This window comes from Pedobacter sp. SYP-B3415 (assembly GCF_004138205.1).
In the GTDB taxonomy this organism is placed as follows: domain Bacteria; phylum Bacteroidota; class Bacteroidia; order Sphingobacteriales; family Sphingobacteriaceae; genus Pedobacter.
The window spans coordinates 245,145-266,159 of the sequence record NZ_RXNQ01000022.1 but is presented as its reverse complement, the minus strand read 5'-3'; the positions used below and the strand labels follow the sequence as shown (position 1 = coordinate 266,159).

Annotated in this window: 14 protein-coding genes; 4 read left to right on the top strand and 10 right to left on the bottom strand. The window is 39.4% G+C overall.

Features of this window, described 5'->3' with window-relative positions:
* Positions 1-53: 53 nt before the first annotated feature.
* Positions 54-1,538, top strand: coding sequence for a TolC family protein (locus EJV45_RS09795; RefSeq protein WP_129715495.1), 1,485 nt, complete (start codon positions 54-56; stop codon positions 1,536-1,538).
* Here EJV45_RS09795 and EJV45_RS09790 read toward each other — a convergent pair.
* The 9 genes from EJV45_RS09790 to EJV45_RS09750 form a co-directional block, all read right to left on the bottom strand.
* Complete coding sequence (locus EJV45_RS09790; RefSeq protein ID WP_129715494.1) at positions 1,513-4,569, bottom strand: efflux RND transporter permease subunit; 3,057 nt, start codon at positions 4,567-4,569, stop codon at positions 1,513-1,515. The genes EJV45_RS09795 and EJV45_RS09790 overlap by 26 nt on opposite strands.
* Positions 4,566-7,697: an efflux RND transporter permease subunit gene (locus EJV45_RS09785; RefSeq protein WP_129715493.1), complete on the bottom strand. Its 3,132-nt coding sequence runs from the start codon at positions 7,695-7,697 to the stop codon at positions 4,566-4,568. The genes EJV45_RS09790 and EJV45_RS09785 overlap by 4 nt, the downstream gene beginning before the upstream one ends.
* Positions 7,698-7,704: 7 nt before the next feature.
* On the bottom strand, positions 7,705-8,781 hold the full coding sequence (locus EJV45_RS09780) for an efflux RND transporter periplasmic adaptor subunit (protein ID WP_129715492.1): 1,077 nt from the start codon (positions 8,779-8,781) through the stop codon (positions 7,705-7,707).
* Positions 8,762-9,397, bottom strand: a complete 636-nt coding sequence (locus tag EJV45_RS09775) for a hypothetical protein (protein ID WP_129715491.1) — start codon at positions 9,395-9,397, stop codon at positions 8,762-8,764. The genes EJV45_RS09780 and EJV45_RS09775 overlap by 20 nt, the downstream gene beginning before the upstream one ends.
* A gap of 2 nt (positions 9,398-9,399) precedes the next feature.
* Positions 9,400-10,593 (bottom strand): 6-bladed beta-propeller, encoded by a 1,194-nt coding sequence (locus EJV45_RS09770; protein ID WP_129715490.1) that lies wholly within the window; start codon positions 10,591-10,593, stop codon positions 9,400-9,402.
* Positions 10,594-10,660: 67 nt separating this feature from the next.
* Complete coding sequence (locus tag EJV45_RS09765) at positions 10,661-11,152, bottom strand: hypothetical protein (RefSeq protein WP_129715489.1); 492 nt, start codon at positions 11,150-11,152, stop codon at positions 10,661-10,663.
* A 179-nt stretch (positions 11,153-11,331) separates the two neighbouring features.
* Entirely contained in the window at positions 11,332-12,360 is a 1,029-nt protein-coding gene (lepB, locus tag EJV45_RS09760) for a signal peptidase I (RefSeq protein WP_129715488.1), read from the bottom strand.
* Positions 12,361-12,362: 2 nt separating this feature from the next.
* Positions 12,363-13,934, bottom strand: coding sequence for a TlpA disulfide reductase family protein (locus EJV45_RS09755; protein WP_129715487.1), 1,572 nt, complete (start codon positions 13,932-13,934; stop codon positions 12,363-12,365).
* An 8-nt stretch (positions 13,935-13,942) separates the two neighbouring features.
* Entirely contained in the window at positions 13,943-15,241 is a 1,299-nt protein-coding gene (locus tag EJV45_RS09750; RefSeq protein WP_129715486.1) for a hypothetical protein, read from the bottom strand.
* A 983-nt stretch (positions 15,242-16,224) separates the two neighbouring features.
* Here EJV45_RS09750 and EJV45_RS09745 point away from each other — a divergent pair.
* The 3 genes from EJV45_RS09745 to EJV45_RS09735 all read left to right on the top strand — a co-directional run bounded on the left by EJV45_RS09745 (position 16,225) and on the right by EJV45_RS09735 (position 20,119).
* Complete coding sequence (locus EJV45_RS09745; protein ID WP_255466198.1) at positions 16,225-16,773, top strand: site-specific integrase; 549 nt, start codon at positions 16,225-16,227, stop codon at positions 16,771-16,773.
* A 655-nt stretch (positions 16,774-17,428) separates the two neighbouring features.
* On the top strand, positions 17,429-17,773 hold the full coding sequence (locus EJV45_RS09740) for a hypothetical protein (RefSeq protein WP_129715484.1): 345 nt from the start codon (positions 17,429-17,431) through the stop codon (positions 17,771-17,773).
* Between the two features lie 852 nt (positions 17,774-18,625).
* Positions 18,626-20,119, top strand: a complete 1,494-nt coding sequence (locus EJV45_RS09735) for an amino acid adenylation domain-containing protein (RefSeq protein WP_129715483.1) — start codon at positions 18,626-18,628, stop codon at positions 20,117-20,119.
* Here EJV45_RS09735 and EJV45_RS09730 read toward each other — a convergent pair.
* Entirely contained in the window at positions 20,116-21,012 is an 897-nt protein-coding gene (locus tag EJV45_RS09730) for a hypothetical protein (protein WP_129715482.1), read from the bottom strand. The genes EJV45_RS09735 and EJV45_RS09730 overlap by 4 nt on opposite strands.
* Between the last annotated feature and the right edge of the window lie 3 nt (positions 21,013-21,015).

Here is a 21,015-nt window from a genome sequence, read left to right as displayed (position 1 = left end):
TTTAACGGCATTTCCCATATTTGTTAAACTCATTCCTCATTTAAACGCATCTCATGTTCCAAAATCTTTTCCGAATAATTGGTATCACCAAAGCCATAATTTTATCTTCGTTTATAGTTCACAGCCAGGTGCCTCAATCAATTACGCTACAGAAAACTATAAAGTCTGCACAACAATCTTCTTTGGCTTACAAAATTGCCATAAATTTAGCTAAAACAAGCCATTGGGACTATCTTGTTTTCAGGGCTGGCTTGCGTCCTAAACTCGCTATTTCTGGCGAATTACCAGATTATTATAGGAGTATTTCCAAAATTACTCTGCCATCCGGGCAGAATGAATTTGTCCCAGAGAATTTCATTAATTCATACGCAACTTTAAGCCTACAACAAAAGGTATCTGCCACCGGGGGCACAATTGGATTATTCTCATCACTTCAAAGAATCCAGAATCTAGGACAAACGTCTAGCCGCGCGTTCACGTCAGTCCCGATTTCGCTTACGTACACACAAAGTAATATCTTTTTCAATGAACTTAGATTTTCGAAGACGTTGGAACAGATCAAAATCAAAGAGTCAGAACGAAGATACGTTGAGGATCTCGAAAACATCGCTTTTGAGGCTGTCGGAAAATATTTCAATGTTTTAACTGCAGAAACGCAGATGCTTTTGGACACCCAAAACCAACAAAGTTTAGATACCCTCCTAAAGAGTACGTTAGCAAGAAACGAAATTGGTACAAGCGATTTAAATGATGTTCTGCAGGCTAAAATGAGCCACTTGAATGCTAAAAATGCTGTGAATATAAGTCAACTGCGTCTTGCAACTGCAAAACAGGAATTTATACGGCTACTAAATATGGCCCGCGAATCTAAAATAATTGTCTCCGTACCAGAAATACCGATAATTGGAAAACTAGAAACTGACGTTGCTATAAGATATGCACGGATGAATCGACGTTATCAGGTTGAATTCGAGCGTCGAAAACTTGAAGCTGAAATAGCTCGCAAGCGCATCCAAGCCGCAACCACGCCTTCTGTGTTTGTGAGAGCAAATTTAGGTGTAACACAAACTGGTAGGACTGTAGCGGATTCTTATACGGATTTATTTAGAAACCAATATTTTACAGTCGGTTTTAATATACCTATTCTTGATTGGGGAGTCAATAAGGCCTCTCGAAAGAAAGCAGAAGCAATGGTTGATCTCGAAAAGTCAATCATAGAGCAAGAAACGCTTTCTTACGAACAAGAAGTTGAATCTGAAGTCATGAAATGGAATCTTCTAGTAGAACGGATGAAGAATTTGACGGAAGTTGAGAAACTTGCCGAACATCGCTACGGCATTGCTAAACAAAAGTATCTACTCGGGACATTAAATTTTACAGACTTCAATATTGCTCAGCAAGAAAAAGATCGTGCCGTTACTGACTCAATAAACGGGCTACGGGAATCGTGGCTTTCTTACTATAAATTAAGGCGGATGACCCTATATGATTTTGTGTATGATCGACCTATAGCTATTGAGGAGTTGATTTTAGATTAAGACTACGGGATTTGTACCAAGACCAATATACAAGGGGGATAAAATATAGGCTTATTGGTGTGCCTATTAACATTCCGCCAATTAAGGATGCCGAAAGTGGTCGCTGAAGTATTGAGCTTAGATCATCACCAAATAGAAAAGGTACAACGGAGAAAATTGTGATTAAGCTTGTCATGGTAATCGATTTAAGACGTCTTCGACCCGCGATGTGGATTGCCTCCAGCAACGGCACTTTATCAACTCTCATTAGTTGATTTATCGCGTCTATTTTCAATATCGAATCATTAATTATTATGCCGCACATTACTATTAAACCAATTAGGGAAAGCAAGTTTATTGTTGATCCAGTCACGAACAAAAATATTAGTGCTCCACTCATGCTTATAGGGATCTCGAACAGAACAATTATAGGTTGTATTAGCGACTCGAATTGAGCTGCAAGGATAAAGTAAAGTAGGGTGATCGAGGCGAACAAAACATAGAGCATTTCCTTTGTAAGAAGTAGATTGTCGAAATACGACCCTTCGAGAGTAACTTTATTTTCGTTTGCTGATTCATTAATCTTAGATAAATGCTCAGCCACTGGTTTTACGTTTTGAACGAATACATCAAGATGCGTAAAAACGCTTGCTTCATCACCGTAAATAGCTCTCGGTTGACTCCCTTGGGATAAGTATATAAAATAGTCTAGTGGATACTCTTGTCCCCGACTATTTTTTACCATCGACTTTGCGATCCAATTCGGAGTTCGTATTGTCGAACCTAAAAAAACTGGAAAAGATTCATCTCCGTCTTCAAAACTTCCGAGCCGGTAAATTCCCGCAGATATTGAAAGGGCTTTATAAATATCATCTTTTGATACATCAAGCAACATCATTTTATCTTTCCGAAGTGTTAATTCTGCTATTTCATCATTGCCTTGCTCATGTATTTCTATGTTTGGAAATTTCTTTTCGAGATCAGTTTTAATTTTTTTAACCTGTCGAATGTCAGGCAAAACGTCAGCATTTATATTGGAAGAAATTTTGACTACTAGGGGTGGGATGGAGGAGTCAAATATATGTTGGAATAGATTCTTCTGCGGCTCAATACGTATGGTCGCTTTCGGAAAACTCTTAGCGAACATGAGCTTGATTTTCGAGGATATTTCTTGAATATTTGCTCTATTCTTTCCGTGAACATAAATTCTAGCCTGTGAACTTGTTAACTCTTCTTTATTCGCTATTAAGAAGGTTTGTTGGCCCACCATTGCTGTGACGATATCAACGCTACTTTTTAACTTATTTACAATGAGTTTGACTGACTTCGTGTTTTTCGAATCCGAAACATTTACATTCCAATCTATTATGATCACACATTCATTTTCACCCATTCTGGGAATATTTTCTTTTTTCAAACTAATAAACAGCAACACGTTAATGGCCACGAGTGTCAATACTATCGCTCCAACCCATTGTTTATTGTTAAAAACCCAATTAAATCCTATGTCGTAGATCCGTTCGATTCGGCGAAAGTTGATTTTGTTAACGACAAATTTTTTGGTCGGCTTTACTCTGCGTCGGTAAATCAGACTATAACAAACCGGCAACACAGTAGATGAAATTAGTATGGATGAAAATAATCCAGCAGCTATTGCTATTGCTTGGTCATAAAAAAGTGCACCAGAAATCCCGCTCATATAAACCAATGGAACAAAGACAGACGTTGTTGTGAAAGCCGAAGCCAATATAGGTCGAAACACTTCTTCTGTACCAATAGCGCAAGCTTTTGTAACAGGATAGCCCTTATCAACATAGTATGTTATGTTATCTATTACTATCACTGCATTATCAACCATGAGGCCAACTGCTAAAACTAAACCAGCAAGCGAAATAATGTTGACTGACAAATCTAAGACGTAAAATAGAAGTAAACAGACAATCACACAAGCAGGAATTACGATAGCTATAAGTAGGGGAATTCTTGCATCTCCTAGGAACAATGCCAAAATTATAAAAGAGAACAGTGACCCTAATACCAAATCTTGTTGTAAGTTGTTTATCGCAAACTCCAATAAAGAACTCTGATCCTCGGTCTGCTCGAAATGTAGCGTTGGATAATCTTTTTTGAATTCATCTATCAATATTGTGGTAGCTTTTCGAAGATCGGTTAAACTTGCATCTGGCTGCTTTATAATAGCCATTGTAATACATCGGTCCAATCCAAACAGTGCTGTACTTCTATTCGTGATTTCTTCATCTACTGTCGCTAAATCCGAAAGATGAAAGATGGTTCCGTTAACTTTTATCGGTATTTTTCTTACTTCACTTATCGAAGCGATGCGTTGACTTAGCATCTCCAAACGATATGTGAACTCTCCATCCGCTACATCCAGGTTACCGAGTGATGCGGTGGATTGCTTCATCAACTTTCTGAAATCTTCTTCGTCTAAAGACAGAGCACGAGTTACATTGACTTTCGGTTGGATAATAATATGTTTTTCTGCAAGTCCGCTTATATCAGCATACGCAATTTCTGGCCTTTGTTCAAGTCGTCTCTTTATAACTTTCTGTGCAAAGTCACTCAGTTGAAAAAGCTCAATGCTATCGACATTACTTTTTTTTAGAAATACGTTCAAATAGAAGACAGGGATATCTGAAAGGTTAGATTTTGACACTATTGGACGCTCAATTTTCACGGGCAGTTCATTTAGTAAGCGATCAAGCCGATCGTTCAGATTCACAAATGCTACGTCGATTTTTGTTCCGAACTGATAATCCAACGTCACAATTGCGAAACCGCTGTAAGATTTGGCATTGAGTTTCTTTAGACCTGATAATTGAGTAAGTGATCTACGTGCGAAACCAGTGATATTTCTTTCCATCTCTGACGCTGAGTAACCTCTATGTACCAGTTTGATCTGAATTCGTGGAATATCGACATCAGGAAGTGGTGTAATCGGGGTGCTAATTATAGATAGAACCCCTATTAACAACACCCCAAAGGCAGAGACAAGAACCCCAATTGGTCGCTTAAGAAAAAATGAAATCATCGCCGTCTTAAAGAATATGGAGCTAATAAGTAACTAGGCAATAAGAATGAAATTGCTAGTTGATGAAACAATATACCTCCAATTACCGATACCGAAAAGGAATGCCAAAAATCGCCAAATGTTTTGGTAATCACGAAAGGAAGGATTCCAAGTAAGAGGGTCAATGATCCTAAAGAGATAGGTCCTAATTTTTTAAAGACATGGCGGATAGTTGCTGACTTGAATCTTCCCAAAGATGTCTTGCTAACATCGGTCATCTTGCTTCTGAAGTTAGATAGGATATAGAGTGAGGCATTTGCACTTATACCACACAAAAAAAGGACCCCGGCAATGCTGCCGTCAGCAGCAGTAAGATTGAACAAAAGCTGCGAAATAAAAGCTCCAATTAAAGCTGGTACAATCACAACTAGTATCAGGATGGCTCTGCGAAAACTTTCAAGAGTAATTATCGAGATTAAGATCGTAACAAGCAATATACTAATTAAGGTCATCGCATATTTCCGAGCTTCGTTCGTGGCTAAGTTTTGATTGAGATCGTCTATTTTATAGCCTATTGGCATCTTTTCATTCATCACATTTATGATGTTTTGCTTGATATCATGCGCTCGATATTGATCTCCTACATAATGATAATTGATAGATAGCTGATACTGTTGATCATATCTTTCGATCATGGTTGCACTTTCAACTGTATCAACATTTATATAGGGGGCCAATTTTATATACCGGGACGAGTCTATTCGAAACGGTTTTTCTGCTAATCTCCAGAGATCCATTTGACTCTCACTGGAACGAGCGACCACTGGAGTTAGCTTTTGTTCATCATAAGAGTTTCCTAAATACTGGTCCGTCCCGGGTAAATTCTTCAAAATGCGCTCAATCTCAAACCCTTCGAGTTCGTCAATTAATAATCTGTCGCGCCCAGCAATTCGTATTCCTAATTGTGGAGAGGCGTCAATCATTTGGTTGGAAATGTCGTTTCCCAGAGTTATAGCCGTGATACGTTCATAATTCTTCAAACTATCTATTATTTCCAAACTGTAGTTGACCGTTGAGGCATATCGGTATCCTAGGAGAGTTATTGTAGACTTTATGCGATCATCGACTACTTTGTTATTAAAAGCACGCCCATAACCTTGTAATGTAAACTCTGCTAATCCGGTCTCTCCTGCTAGGCTCTCTAGATCTTCCTTGAGAATTTGAGGAATCTTTAGATTGCTGTTCCTCGGAAATGTAACTTTTATAGTCGCTGTCTCCGAACCGTTTACCTCAGTAAGATACTGAATTCTTTGTCCGAATGCCTGAAGTTGGTTTTCGAACTTCATGACTATTTCGGCTAATAAGGAATCTGGGCTTGAAGAAGGGAGTACAATCTTCAGTAGCAATTCAGATTGATCAGGTTCATATTGAACCACGGGCCGCGACCGTTTCTCAGCAAAAGAAGTAATCACCCCTCCAAATAGTCTGTCAAACCATGGCCGAATACTCCTATTTCCCATCGTAGAGTTATAAAATTGTGCAGCAGTTGATTTCGATAATATCTCTTTTGGTAAAAGAAAGAGCGGAAGTCCCATAACCATCAGGATAATGAAAGTTATTAATCTGGTGTGTTTTGAGCAAACTGAGACAATCTTAAAGTAAAATGCCAGAACTGGAATAGAAAAGCGGTGGGAAGGCCTTTGCAATTTTTCACGTCGTTCCTCTATGAGAAGTTTAGATTTTAGTGCAGGAACTAGGGAAACAAGCACAATTAAGCAAATTCCTAAATTTATTATTAAAAGTAGTCCAATGTCGCGAAGATTATCATTTCCTTTTAGATAAGTAAACTTGGTGCCTGCCAGAATCGCAATGAATATGATTAATGCTGATATTACAATCGAATTTAGTCCGCGCTTGCGTCTTTCTTGTCGGTTATATATTTGAATTATGCAGTTATCCGCAAAGACTCCTGAAGTGATTGCTAAACAAGCAATAGAGTCTGGGTAGAAAACTACATCAAGAAATCGACAGATCAAACAGGTGGTTAATAAATTTGATACTAAAGATACAACTACAAGCGCGAGCACTTTCCAATTCCGAGTAGATACAAAGACGAAGATGACAAGTATTGTTATTGAGACACATAACTTGTAAGCCGAATTCTCAAATGATCTTCGAAGCTGCAAGGTGTTGTCTTTTAGTAGTCTAATTTCAACTCCAGTATCCGTGCTATTCATCGTTGAGACTTTACGTTGAATTTCGGATACCATCCTCAGATGATTTGCACCTTGTTTTGCAGTTATATTGAGCTTGAAAAATCTGTTACCATTAACACTGTACATGATAGGAGGGCGCGATTTTTCAATAGAAATTTCTGCAACATCCACCAATTTTAGTATTTTACCTGCGATTTTTTTAATTGGTAGTTCTGAAAATTGCGAAAAAGCGGTAACTTGGGGTGTTTGAATGATATACGAAACTTCATTTTTTTGATGAGAACTTTCTATTTTAGAAACATGCATGTCACTGATAGTCTCCAGCAAAGGATCTATAAAGTCGTTTCTGGACAGACCGAGTTTATGTATCACAGCATCCTTGAAGGTTACTTTTATGGATTTTTCCGAAACTCCTTCTAGAACGGTTTTCTCGATGCCATCAATTTTTGTTAGATAGTTATTTAAGTTTTCCGAGACGAATCTTTGGGAGGTCTGTTCATCACCGATAATCATGTATGTAATAATTGGGACAGGATCTATATTTAAGCTGCTACTACTAATCTCATAATATAGATCATCAGGAAAATCGCCTCTTATCTGTCGGAGCAATAGAGAAACTTCATTTGTAATTTTGCCAGTATTCTTTGGGTTATCCAACTGACTTTGGATGTACCCCATGCCCTTTTGAGAAACAGACCGAATATGTGAAATGCCTTCAACTTTTGAAAGAAGACTTTCTATTTTGCTAGTTATGTCACGCTCCACGGAAAAAGCAGGACGATCTCTACACCTGAACTGTATTGAAAGTTGATCTTCAGTTTCTTCATTTGTTGATCTGATTGATAAATCCGCTATGAAAATTAGGCCTATCAGAGATAGTAAAGTCGCGATTGTGATTATGGCAAACGGCGTAAATGTTCGGTTAGTTCTCATGGTAGACCTACTCAGTAGTTTTAACCTTTGAATCGTGTACTAGAGTTAGATTATTCCCGGTTATAATAGTATCTCCGGACCTAACACCTGATTCAATGGTTACTTCATTTTCATTTTGCAAACCTGTGACAACATATTGCCATTTTGCTTTGTCAGAATGTTTCAGAAATACCAGCTCGCGATTCTGCCGTTTAACAATTGCCGACTTTGGAACTACAAATTTATCTTCTATCCTTTTTTTCAAAATGATGGATACGGCCATTCCGTTTAGAAACTGCCCACTGTTTGCAATAATTCCAGTGATCCGAATCAGACCTGCATTATCTATCATTGGGTTGATATCAGAAATCTTACCCCTATGAAATTTCGCTGTTCCAAACGGTGCTACTTCAATCATAGTCCCCTTAGAGATGAGAGGATATTCTCCTTGCAGAACGTTGAAGTCGACTAACATATCTCCATCGGAAATTACGGAACAAAATTTAGCAGAGCGTTCAATGTAATTTTGAGTTTGAAAATTAAGATTCATAACCCGACCATCTATTGGGGCGACAATTTTAGTCTTATCGATTTCCCGCTTGATATCTAAAAAATCATATAATGCTTCATTATGCCCGCTTTTTACCTTGGCAATGCGAAGAATTGACTTTGGTATCCCTGCCGTATCTTTTAATCGATATCCAAAGTCGATCAATCGATCTTCCAAGTCGATGTATGATTTGTCGAGCGCATAAACTGCTCGTTGCAATTTTATCTTGAGTTCCGAATCATCCAGTGACGCTAAAATTTGGTTTTTTCTGACCAGGTCACCATTACGGACATAGATGTGATTGATTTTCTCGCTTATCTCTGGACGAACATCTGCTAGATGGCTCGCATATACTTTGCCATTGGTAATTATCTCTGAAGCGAAAGTTCCTTTTCTCGCAACAATCGTAGAAACTGCTACTGGTTTTATGACCAGTTTTGGGACTTCAGGCATGTCATTTAGTTCTTCTGTTCTTGAAACACAGCTAATTTCTATTGTTAAGCAAAAACCAATGACGAATTTTTTAAGGCAGGAACTACTCATTTCTATTGCCAATGTACTTTCTTAAAAAACTTGATAAAAAAAGCTGCGATATATGAACTTGTTCAACCAGCGGCACGAACGCCCTTAGGATTAATTTTTGTTTATCTACAACTAAATAGTAAGGAACATTTTGGTTTTCGACGAATAAATTGTCGAAGGAATTTTTTGGTGCGATGAAAATAGATTCATCAGGAATGCCAGTGCTTGAGACTGCTATTTTAAGCTTTCGGAATTCACTATAAGCGCCGATAATCAAAATATTCTTTAATCCCAATGAATCTTTATAGCGCTTCAACAAAGCTAGTTGCTGATGAACACACGTAGAACAATTGACTTCCGATATTCGAAATATGATATTCGACACTGATCCAAGTTGATTGAATAAAGTTGTTTCACCGTAGGCTCCGATCAATTTCACATTTTGTAACCTATTACCTTCGACTTGGAGTTCGCTTGCTTTAACACTAGCCAACCCAGCATACAAACTTTGATAATTTTCGGATTGTTTAACGGTTTCGACTGAGGCGGGGCGTGAATTCCGTACCTCGTGTAATAAATATAAGTTAAAGCCTATCATGGTAATAGCAATGATCGTGATGCTTCTTGGGAAAAATTTATTGTTGATCATTACTATACTTTCTTGGCTTTAAAAAACACTAGTATTGGATTATCATCCTTTGACAGCTTTGAGAACACTTTTAATTCTTCCTGAATTTTCGGTGATTTCGTTTTTATAGACATGTTTATCAAAGCTTTCGCATCAAGAATTTGTTGTGCAGTTTGAACAACGACAAAACTGTTGTTGGATTTTGCAGCCAACGGGATCTCGAAAAAGTTGTAAAAGGGGTTAATTGTTGAAAAACTACGACCAGAGATTACTTTTCCGGAAGATTTCAGATAAAAGCCATGAACTCTGCCTTTTGGCGTTGTTACATTAACATAGGAGTGATCCTGTAAATCAATAAATGTTCCGTTAAGATAAGAATGTGTTTCGAGCAGTTTTTGAAATCGCTCATTGTCCATTTTTTCCCAGTTTGCCGAGGAAATCATACCCCTCATCTTAACAATGTATTCGGCAAATAATTTGTTAGGTGTTACCCGGAAAATAGTGTCACTAAACCGCGGATTGAAGAAAACAGATTTTCCATATTTCCATAGTGGCGCATTAAATGTTTCGAAACTCATCGAGTTATTCTTTTCATTTTGTGTGAGTGGAAAGGCTTTTCCGAGGATTTTATTGTTAGATTTCGCAGTAACAAGTAGGTTATTGTTAATTATGGGTTGTCTTGCATTTGGTGATTTGTTTGTGTAATAAGCAAAGGTGCTACTATCGAGTGGTTGATAACCTGTGAAAATGAATGGCATTCTCTTGTAATCAACATATCTACATTCGTACGTGTATTTGTTGATTTTTTTTAGCTTCTCATCAAGTAGTTCTATGTGCCGGCTTTCCTCATTGATATTAACATCCCATATCTCAGTAAATTCTCCCGGTCCTTTCCCTTTCTCAGCAATTTTCCCAAGGAAACGGCCAGCAGAATCGAATACAAAAACAGCTTGAGCGACTCTTCTGTCGACAACGACGATTAAACTGTCAGTGCAAATTAGTTTATCGATCGTTCCGATTAGACATTCTGGTTTGGTTTCAAGCTTGACAAAAGTCGGCTCTTCCAGAACTTTTTCAATTTCAAAAACCTCGTCAGCATCAATAGTGAATTGTTTCACATCTCCTTTTTCGGTTTGTATTGTATTAATGTTTGTGCGGGAAGATCGTCCACAGGAGACCAGAGCTACAGCAAAAAACAAGATATAAATTGTTTTCATTTAGAGTATTGTTTCAATTAAGTTATCGTAAAGTTTATAAACTCATCAACTCAGTCTTAAATGTATGTTACATTGCCTCGGTGCAAGGATTCACAGGCGTACAGGTCGTCGATCCTGACGGGCATGAGTTACCCTGGAGATCCGCAGTCCACCTTTCTGTGGACTCTACTGTAGTTGAATTTGTCCAATTTGCACCTGCGCTTCCTGTTACGGATCCTCGGAAAAACTCCACAGTACCAGTAATTTGACCTTGAGCATTTTTATAGGTAGTTACCTTTCTAACGGCTGTTCCAGAACAATGGAAAATGGCGATGGCTACCCGTCGTGCGCCTCCCGCCCATGGTCCGCCAGAGTCCCAATCTGTCATATCAGTGTTGTCACCACCGCCTCCACCGTCATCTCCAGGGTCACTACCTGGATTGGTTTCATCTGCAAATGCCTCTTTAGCAAAGCTCATTCTTAGTGAGTTGGAATTGTTCTCGTCCACTATACTTATATTAAAAAGTAATATGAATGCAAAGCACGCTGCGAGCGTTAAGTTTAAAATGGTTTTTTTCATGTTTTTGAGTTTAAATATGTATGACTGAAGTTGATGAGTTTAAAAATATGTTAAATGCCATTTTGCTTGCATTCGTTTGTGTGCATCATAGGAAGCTAAAATATTCGCAAACACGGAAATTGGTTTGCGTTGCACACTTGGAGGTAGTTAAGAGCATTTAAATTTATTCGGGAAAAGGGCTATTGATCTCTATCTAGTGAATTAATATGTGGACGTGCTTTTCTTATAAGTAAGAATCTTGCAGTTCCTATCAATAGCTCCTCAGGTACATAACCCCAGTAACGTGAATCTACTGATCTGTACCGATTGTCTCCGAGAACAAAGTAATAGTTCTTTTTGAAACGATAAGTTTTGGCAGGTCGACCGTTCAACAGTACGGCATTTGCAGACGTTTCAACCGCTACCTTTTCATATTTTTCAAGTATTCGCTTAAAAAAGACAATATTCATCATACTTAAATTAATGACTTGTCCACGTCTTGGTACGATTACCGGACCATAAAATTCTCTATTGAAACCTTTATTAGTGTTAGAGAAGTAAGGGAATAAATGTTCGTCTTTAGTTTCTGTACTTGCAACTACCCTTTCTAGGATTAACTCTGGATATTTGTCATGTAATTTTTGCAATTTGTCCGCTGAGAGGGTTAGCATGATAGATTGGCTATTGAATTGAAATATATTTGACGGTTTCAGGTTGTATTCTTTCATGAAATCAATGCTGTCTTCAAATTTTTTAATACATTTCATTCTATATAAGTGTTGAACCAAGCTATTCTGAGGTGTCTGCAAACCGTTAATCTTGACTCGGCCATCATAAACAGAAAAAGTATCACCTGGTAGCGCAATACATCGCTTTATTAAAGTTTCACCCTTAACTGGGTGGGAGAGCACCACTATGTCGTTTCTAGTGATGCTCAATGGACCTGACGTAAAATGGGGCCACACGTCTGGTTTGGAAGATACTTTCTTCCCCATCAAGTATAGAACTGCGGAAACAAATGGAATGTCATTGGTCGACCTGGGTGTTTTAAGCCCGGTGCTTATTTTGTCCACTAATACAATGTCACCAATCAAAAGTGTTTCATTCATGCTTTCAGACGACACGATAAATAATTCGAAGACAAAAATCTTTAAAAAGAAAGCCGAAAGGATTGCAAGGAAACAATATATCTTATACTTACTTTTGATTTTATTAAATAAGTGCCGCATTGTCAGTTTGCGTTAAAGCTAGCTTCAGAAAGCGCTAGATCGATAACATTCGGTGAAGTTTTCAAAAGCTCACTGGGACGTTGTGAACGATATTGAATGAAGTTCCCGTTGCGGTCTAGCAGCACATAATGTGGCAATGCGTCAACCTTGTAAGACTCGCAGACAATGCTATTTGTCCAACCTTCTGCTAGCAAATTGATTCCTTTCAATTTATATTTTTCAACATTTTGTTTCCAAACTGAAGGGCTAGAGTCTACACAGATGTTTATGAAAACGATGTCTTTAGCGGCGTATTTGCTATGGAGGGCGTGAGAACTTTCTCTTATCTCGTTAATGCATGGAGCGCATGAGGCCCCCCAAAAATCTATATAAACAAGTTTCCCACGCACCTGTGATAGATTGAACATTTTCCCATTTATATCAGTTAAATCGATGGCTGGAGCCTGATGTCCCGGGCGATATTTTAAATACCCGGTGGTGAATGCCGTAAGCGTATCTCGGTAAACCTTTGTTTGACAAATTTTGAGAAATTCCTTGTTGACTTCGCCCGCTACCTCATTGGAACCATATTGATACGCTAAGATCAGATTATATGTTATAAACCAGTCGCGTATTGGCACAAGGTCAAAATTGATTAGGCCATAATAATAATCCATCCAGATTCTGGGCATATCAAGAAGATTATTGCCTTCTGAATAGAATTTAGTTTTGGTGTAAGCCGGTCTTATCTCAATCTCCTGGCCATTTTGATATATTGAGCTTTTCTCCTTGATGATTTTGGTATGGTTAAATGGCCGACTTTGCCTCCCTGCTAATAATAGATATGTCCGGTATTCTGGAATTTGATAAAATAACTTAGTATTGAGTGTTTCTGGAAGTCCGGCATTGACAAAGTTTTTATTTAAAAAGAGAATCTGGGGCTGACTCAGGCCGATTTGGCTCAGAGTGAGCGAGTCGGAACCTAGGTTGAATTTAGGATACATCCCATTTCTAATTAGTAAAGCAGTGTAATCAAAATAGATTGCGGTCCCCAGCTTGACCTTCTCCTCGTCAGTGAAATTTGCATCCAATAAGATCTTCATCTTTTTATTATATGATAGGTTGATCAAATTGAAGAGGTCTACAAAATTCCCTTGTGAGCTCTTTATTGATTTGCTAAAAATTTCCAAGTCCAACTTACGAAGGCTTCTCACGCTATTCATGTAAAACTGTAAATCGCGATTAAGATTTGGATTTGGACTTGTAAGGTGTAACCTGCCTTCATTTTGTTTGGATGTATGAGTTGATACTAGTACGGTGTCTCCCGGAGTAACATGTATAGTGAAGGTTTCATCTGCCAAAGAGAACATAAGATTTTGCTCACCCTGAATATTAACATTCGCTGCAAAATCCCCTGCACTATTCAACTCAACTTTTTCAGTTTCCGAGTCAAAGAACGTTGTCTTACTAAATGACCAGATTTTGTTTTTAAATGCAGGTATAGTGCCTTTAACGACAACATTGCCCATGTCATGCACTTGCGATAGGCCCTGGAAACTAGCAAATATAAATAGGGCGATTAAAGAGGATTTCATAAACCTTATTATTTGAAGTATAATTTAAAATGACGGATGTCATTCGTTATAGAATCGGAATTTTTCCATAGAGGTATTCGGCTGTATGTATAAAAACCGAGGTAAAAGACATATAGACAACATACCAATGTGATTGCATACCTTACGTATTGGTCTGCCTTTGAAAATAAAGTATAGACGAAATGACAAGCAATGTAAATGATTCCTACAGACGCAACGTAAGAATAGCGATCTGCAACAATTGCAACGCGAGATATCGGGATTATGTGAATTGCTGGTAAAATACTGGTAAAAAAAAATAATCCACCAAAGAGATATCTTGGTTTCAAAGCTTTTCTCACAAAAAAAGCTATAGCAGTAAGCAAAGCAATTGGATAGATCAAAAGTTCTACTGGCATATTTTGGTTTGCTTTGTTCGGAAAGTTATATACCCGAGCTAAATCGCTAGGGAAAATAGTTTGTTTAACGTAGAATAATACTGAGTATGCTCCATAGCAAACGCGGTCAATAAATGGATTCATAGCATTTTTACTCATTATGCCCTGCTCATTCGCGCTTTGAGAGTTAATTGTTATTATAGCAAAGATGAGAGACGTAACAAAAAAGGGAAGCACCGCCACTACAGACTTTTGAGTAATCCTTTTTGCTTTTAAATACTCGAGTGTGAGAAGCACCAATGGGAAGGTGACAGCCTGCTCTTTTGCAAGAAAAGACAGAACAAAGCAAGCAAATGCAAATGGATACCAAAGTCGATTTTTAGTCGATAAATATTGCAAATAGGAAAGTAAACCAATAAAGAAAAATAAAGCGTAAAGAAGTACCTTGGATGCTGAGATCCAAGCAACTGGTTCTATGAAAAGCGGATGCAATGCGAATATGAGTGTACATAACAATCCGATACAAGAAGCCGCCTGCAATGACTCTTCGAAAATTAAACGTTCAATTCTGCGAATAAAAACATAAACAAGTACAACGTTAAATAAATGAATGACTAAACCAGCGCTATGGAAGATCTTAGCATTATAGCCATTTATCGAATATAAAGTGGTGTAATAGAATTGATTAATTGGGGAGTATTGCCCATGATAATACTCACTAACAATACTTTTTATATTCGAAGAAGCAAAACCTTCCTCTGTATACCAATTAAATACGACCCAATGATCATCCCAGTGCTTCTGGAAATCCAATGTTACAACTCCCTGAAAGCATAAGAAGCTAGCGGTAGTGATTATAATTAGGAAGAGAAATGCAATGTAGTTGACACGGGGAATGGTACTACCATTATCATTCATCAGATTAGGCATAGGAAAAAAATAGTTAGGCAAAAACTGCGCGGATGCAAAATTCTAGCTCGGGAGATGTGACTCATCTCATTCAACTAAACTTGCATGACTAGTCTCAGCAAGTTTGAATGCTATTGACAGCTAAAATTATACAGATGTGGAGGCAGGCTTCTTACATATGTTAGTTTGCGAAGACTGAAAGGAACTATCTGAATCACACCTATAACATATGCAACACTGATTTGCAATGCGGAGAGGAGAGTGGTAGATCGCTTTTTTAAGTTAAATAGTAAAAACCAGCCAAAAGTTTTAGTCAAACTAAAGCAATAGGGGGAGATTGATGATGAAAGCATTGATTTAAATTTGCGCTCAAAGTACAGACTTGGTAAGTATAAAACAAGTTAATTTTAAACTTTATTGTGCATCGGCTATTTTCTTGTTGACGCAATGCTAATAGCAAGACCTTACATCTTCCAAAGCTAAGAAGTTCCGGCAGAAAATTTATGCTAGTTATTTGTATGCTGAAATTTTTGTTGAATAGAGGGACGTAATAAAAATTAGGTTATCAACTATATATATACTTCGTTTAATCTTGTTAATCCGTTTTCGGCAATAAAATCAGCTGAAATCTTGGGCTTTCATAAATTTCGGTAAACGTAACATGAGGCTCATTTATAGCAACTATATTTAAGCTAAATCAGATGCAGAAAAAATCGTATATTTAAACATCATTTGATATTTTTTGAACCCCGTTCGAAGTGTGAGTCCTGAGTGAGTTAAGTGAGAATTTAGATGTAAAAGCCTCATTTTAAGTACGATATGATCTAGGTTCGAGTCCCGTCCATTCCGCAACAAAAGCCTTAACTTTAAAAAGTTGAGGCTTTTTTGTTTTTGGGTATTTTAGAAAAATCAGAAAGAAATTTTCGCAGGTAGAGGTAATCCCAGTTCAGACACTAAGAAATCGCCTGATAGGAAAAGTCGAAAAATCGCGATCAATCACATCCGTGTTTGAAGACCACAATAAGCGTATGCGTAGCTTGGTTGGCCAGGATTTTGAAAAGAGTACACTTCAAAAATACGAGACCTGTCTGATGCACCTTAGAGATTTCCTACTATGGAAATACAAAGCGAAAGACCTGGCCGTAAAACAAATCACCTTTGAGTTGCTGAATGATTTCGACTATTACCTGCGGAGCATTCGCAAATGCGGAAACAACTCTGCCATCAAGTATTTTAAGAACTTCGGAAAGATTATTCGGTTGTGTATTGGCAATGGATGGCTAATTGTCAATTCTTATATTAACTATAAACCGAAAACAACGCGGGTTAACCGTATCGCCCTCTCGAATGAGGAACTGGCACGCATAACAAACAAACAATTTGCTGTAAGCCGTCTAAATGGCGTTAAGGATATGTTTTTGTTCTGCTGTTACACTGGATTGGCTTATGTCGACGTTCGAAAGCTAAAACGTTCAGAATTGATAATAGGCGTTGATGGGGAATTGTGGATCATGACCAGTCGGCAGGAGGTATGGTCAAATCATATTGTTTAGACGAATACAATCAAATTTCCGTGGTGATGACAGCAAGCTTAAAACTGATTGATTCGGCTTAGTTATCAGGAATTAGCCTTTGAAGCTAATTTTAAAGAGCTGCTTTCCAGCTACGAACAATAGACTGTTCCAAATTTAGGTGGCGCGATACTGATTTACGAATTGAATACATTTACATTCTCTATGTGCCTTCAAAAAGGTTAATCCAACCAACGAACCAAATTGTTTCGATAGTCAGCAGCCTGCAAAGCTTACAATTTACGTGCAACAACCGAATCGAAACATCGGGATACGACTGGCCAAAATGCGGTTGGCACGCTTTCATTGGTATTATTTAAGGCGGTGTCGCTCTCAGGGTAAGCTTCTATCCGAATTTGCACTTTGCAGCAGTGGCTAAGCCCCAACCAAGCGAAATACATGATAATAGTGGAGAACTATATCATGTTTTTGTATTTTAATGCTTGCTAATGAGGTGGTTAGTGCTCTTTCAACTTGTCTTAAAATTTTCATTTTATTTATACTTTGAGTTCATACATTTGGCTGACCTAGGCCAGGACATTAGAAGGATGACGTTGTCAGCTGGTGTGGTTCGATAAGCCGGAACCGGGCATGCTGTAGCCAAGAGCGGCACGAGTCAATAAGAAAACCAAATCATATGATTAATGGCATACTTTTATTTTGGGCTTTATGCTTCGTTGGACTGTCAGTTGAAGACGATTCTATCAGTGTTTATACTGAAACTGCTCAAGCTAATCCTCCCTTGCAAATCATCAGATTAGACCGTAAAGAATATGTTCTAAATAAATCTGTACCTATAGATTCGATTGTCAAAAAGGAGTGGGTTGAGGATGTACTGATTGTAAAAAAGATAGAAACAACCAAATATCGCAAAGATCCTCAATCGAAATTTGGAGTGCTGGTGTTTCTCATCAAAAAAACAAATCGGGGAGTGGTACTTAGAAGAATACGGGAGTATGGGTTACAAAGATTTCCAGAATAGCATTTACGCAATCGATCGTGAAAATTGCAGCTACGCTATTTGTGTACTGTAGAGACCGTTTACTGGATGATTTGTCTACAGGTTCGCGAATACGTGCTTGGAATTAGCAGGTCGGAAACGCGCAGAGAAGCCATTAATGCCGAGAGGTGGAGGACAACAGATCTGGCTTTAGCGAAACTCAAGAAAAGAAATCTTAACTGTCGATGAGGTTGCACTCCTGTTAAACTGATGCTTACCCCTCCCAAAAATGGGACTGTTTGAGTGACGAAAAAACGTAACTTTAATCTTTCTCGTTAACTCGGGATCTGTGGAAATGTTGAAAAAATGTTCTCTGTAAACCATAGCTAAGGTAAACCGTTAATAAACAGTGGCGTTTAAAATTTACACAGTTACATTGTATGTTATGGGAATCAAACCAGGGCCTAAGAGGATTGCAAAATCTACGGGCAAACCGGACAAGCGTCAGCGAGATAACAAGAATACACCAGGTAATACACCTTCATTGAAGCCTCATATTCATAAAAAAGGTAGCTAGCATTTTATCGGCCTTTAGCTGGGATCGGGATAGGTGTCCAATGCCTATACGATGAGCAGAGCTCCAAACTAGCTGATAACTACCTTCCTTCTTTATCGTTGAGAGTGCCTGATAGTAAAACATTCGTTTTAAAGACCGTTTGATTTGAATGTGTGCATCATGCTTTAGAACGAGTTTATCGGGCCATTCAATGGTTAGCATTCCCGCTAAATTAGATTTGGTGGCAGGATAAGCATGACAGTTTAAGAAATGCTTCATAGCGTGTCTGCAAAGCTTTCGGCCCGCTGTAGTCGCGAAAAATTTCATAGATTTAGACGATGTATACCCCTTTCGAGCAGAATTTATTCACCCTCTTTGATCAGATCGCAGCTACTCGTCCGGAACACCCGGCGCTTTCATTCAACGGTCAGCAATACACTTACGGCCAATTGAACAAACGCATCGATGATATTGCTGCGTTTCTGATTAAGAATGGCTTACAACGCCAGGCAGTAGTGGGGCTAATGATGGGCCGGTCGATCGACCTTGTTGCCAGTATGATCGGCATTCTTCGCGCGGGCGGAACATATTTGCCCATTGACCCTGCCTTGCCGGCCGATCGGATCGCTTTTATGTTAAAGGATTCCGGCAGCAAGCTTTTGCTGGTCGATAGGTCGGTTGCCGGGGCAGGGGCGATTTTCGACGGACATGAATTGCAGGTTCCGGCAGGTGAGGCGCCCGCAACCGCAAACGAAATAACTTTTCCGAAACTTGAGGCTTCAGATCCGGCATACATGATTTATACCTCCGGCACGTCTGGCATGCCTAAGGGTGTGCGGGTATCGCACGGGAACCTGTTCAACTTTTTGCTGGGGATGCAGGATATCTTCAACCTCGGTGTCACCGACCGCGTATTGGCACATACCACGATTTCATTTGATATCTCCGGACTTGAACTTTACCTGCCGTTGGTTGCCGGTGCTACGGTTTATCTGCTGGACGAGGTTGAGGCCCGTGACGGGCGTGCACTAATCAAAAAGGCCATCTGTGAAAAGATAACGCTTATTCAGGCTACCCCAGCCATGTGGAAAACCTTTCTGTATGCGGGTTGGGATGACAAGCTTCCGCTGAAGGCTGTTAGTGGCGGCGAGGCCCTGCCAGCAGACCTTGCCGCAGCGCTTTTGCCCAAGGTTGACGGTCTTTGGAACATGTACGGCCCAACCGAAACAACGATCTGGTCTGCCTGTAAGCAGATCTTGCCTAACGAAAAGATCATTTCAATCGGACTTCCCATCCGGCAAACTACCTTACATGTTCTGGATGAGGACCTGAACCCTCTTCCCGCGGGTCAGACAGGCGAAATTTTTATCGGAGGAAGGGGGGTAAGCCTGGGTTACCACAACCGGCCCAAATTAAATGAGGAACGTTTCATCCATGTAAATGGTCATTCCGAATGCCTGTATAGAACTGGAGATCTTGGCTATTTTGACGAAAAAAGACAGCTTTTCTTTCAGGGCCGCGCAGACCTGCAAATAAAAGTCAATGGCTATCGCATCGAAATAGAGGAAATTGAAAGTCAGCTGCGAAAACTTGCCGATATTCAAGATGCCGTGGTTGGCAGCCGCACATCAAAATCGGGAAATAAAAAACTCGTAGCCTATGTGGTTACACAGGCAAAAGGTGTACCTGTGCAGCGTGATGAATGGAACTCGAGCCTTGCGCGTATTCTACCGGCATATATGCTGCCTGCTCAATACATTTCTGTTGAGGCATTCCCGCTAAGCCCAAGCGGGAAAATTGATCGAAAGGCTTTGGATGCGCACGTTGCTTAATTGCCTGCAGGGCGCAGATCGCGTGCAAGTTGCTTGCTAAAAAAGGTCGATCCTTCTCTATTCATGTGCGTCGGCGAATAGAAGAACTTCCGCTGCTCAGACATCATGGAATCAGAATAATCGAGGATTCTGACTTGATGTTTCTGGGCGATCTGCTTGTAAACCTGGTAGACTTTTCTCCGGTTGGGAAAATAGATGCGAACGGTCTGGTGTTCTGGTGGAATGACCATGACCACCTCGATACCCGCCCGGCGTTGTGCCTTTACAAACTTTTCAAGCATGTCTTGCAGCGCCGGTGTAATGAGTTCCTGTTTAAGGTTAAATTGTTTTGGCGCCGAAAACGTTTCAATCCATTTATAATCACGGGCCTGATAGCCTTGTATCCTCAGGTCATGAGGCTGTTTACCCAGGTACAGTTTAAGGCTTTCGCTCAGCGACTGAAGGTGGTGCCGGTATTTTAACAGGGGTAACTCCTGGTCCCAAATATTGTAGCAGTTTTTATACGGAGCAATCGAGCTTTGAATGATTTTGTCTTGCAGGTAGGGAAGAAGCTGCTGCTTATTTGGCAAGACCGCATTCAGTTGCAGGTCCTCAAACCCTAGTACAACCACGAGCAATTTAGGTGCCCGGTTGCGTGAGATCGCTACCTCGTAACGCATTTTGCAGAGGTTGAAATCTGCTCCGTCCATGCCCAGGTTGTAGGCCCGCTGTCCCAGGTTGTCCTGTAAGATCAGACTTGAAACATTCACGAAGGCCCTTGAATTACCCATTACGAGGATGCCGGCGTCGACTTTTCCATCGAAGATGTCGTTCCAAACCGTGTGCTCAGCCTCTTTTGATAACCGGAGACCGCGATCGAAAAACGTATTCATTCCGTACAATGCGGTAAGCATGAT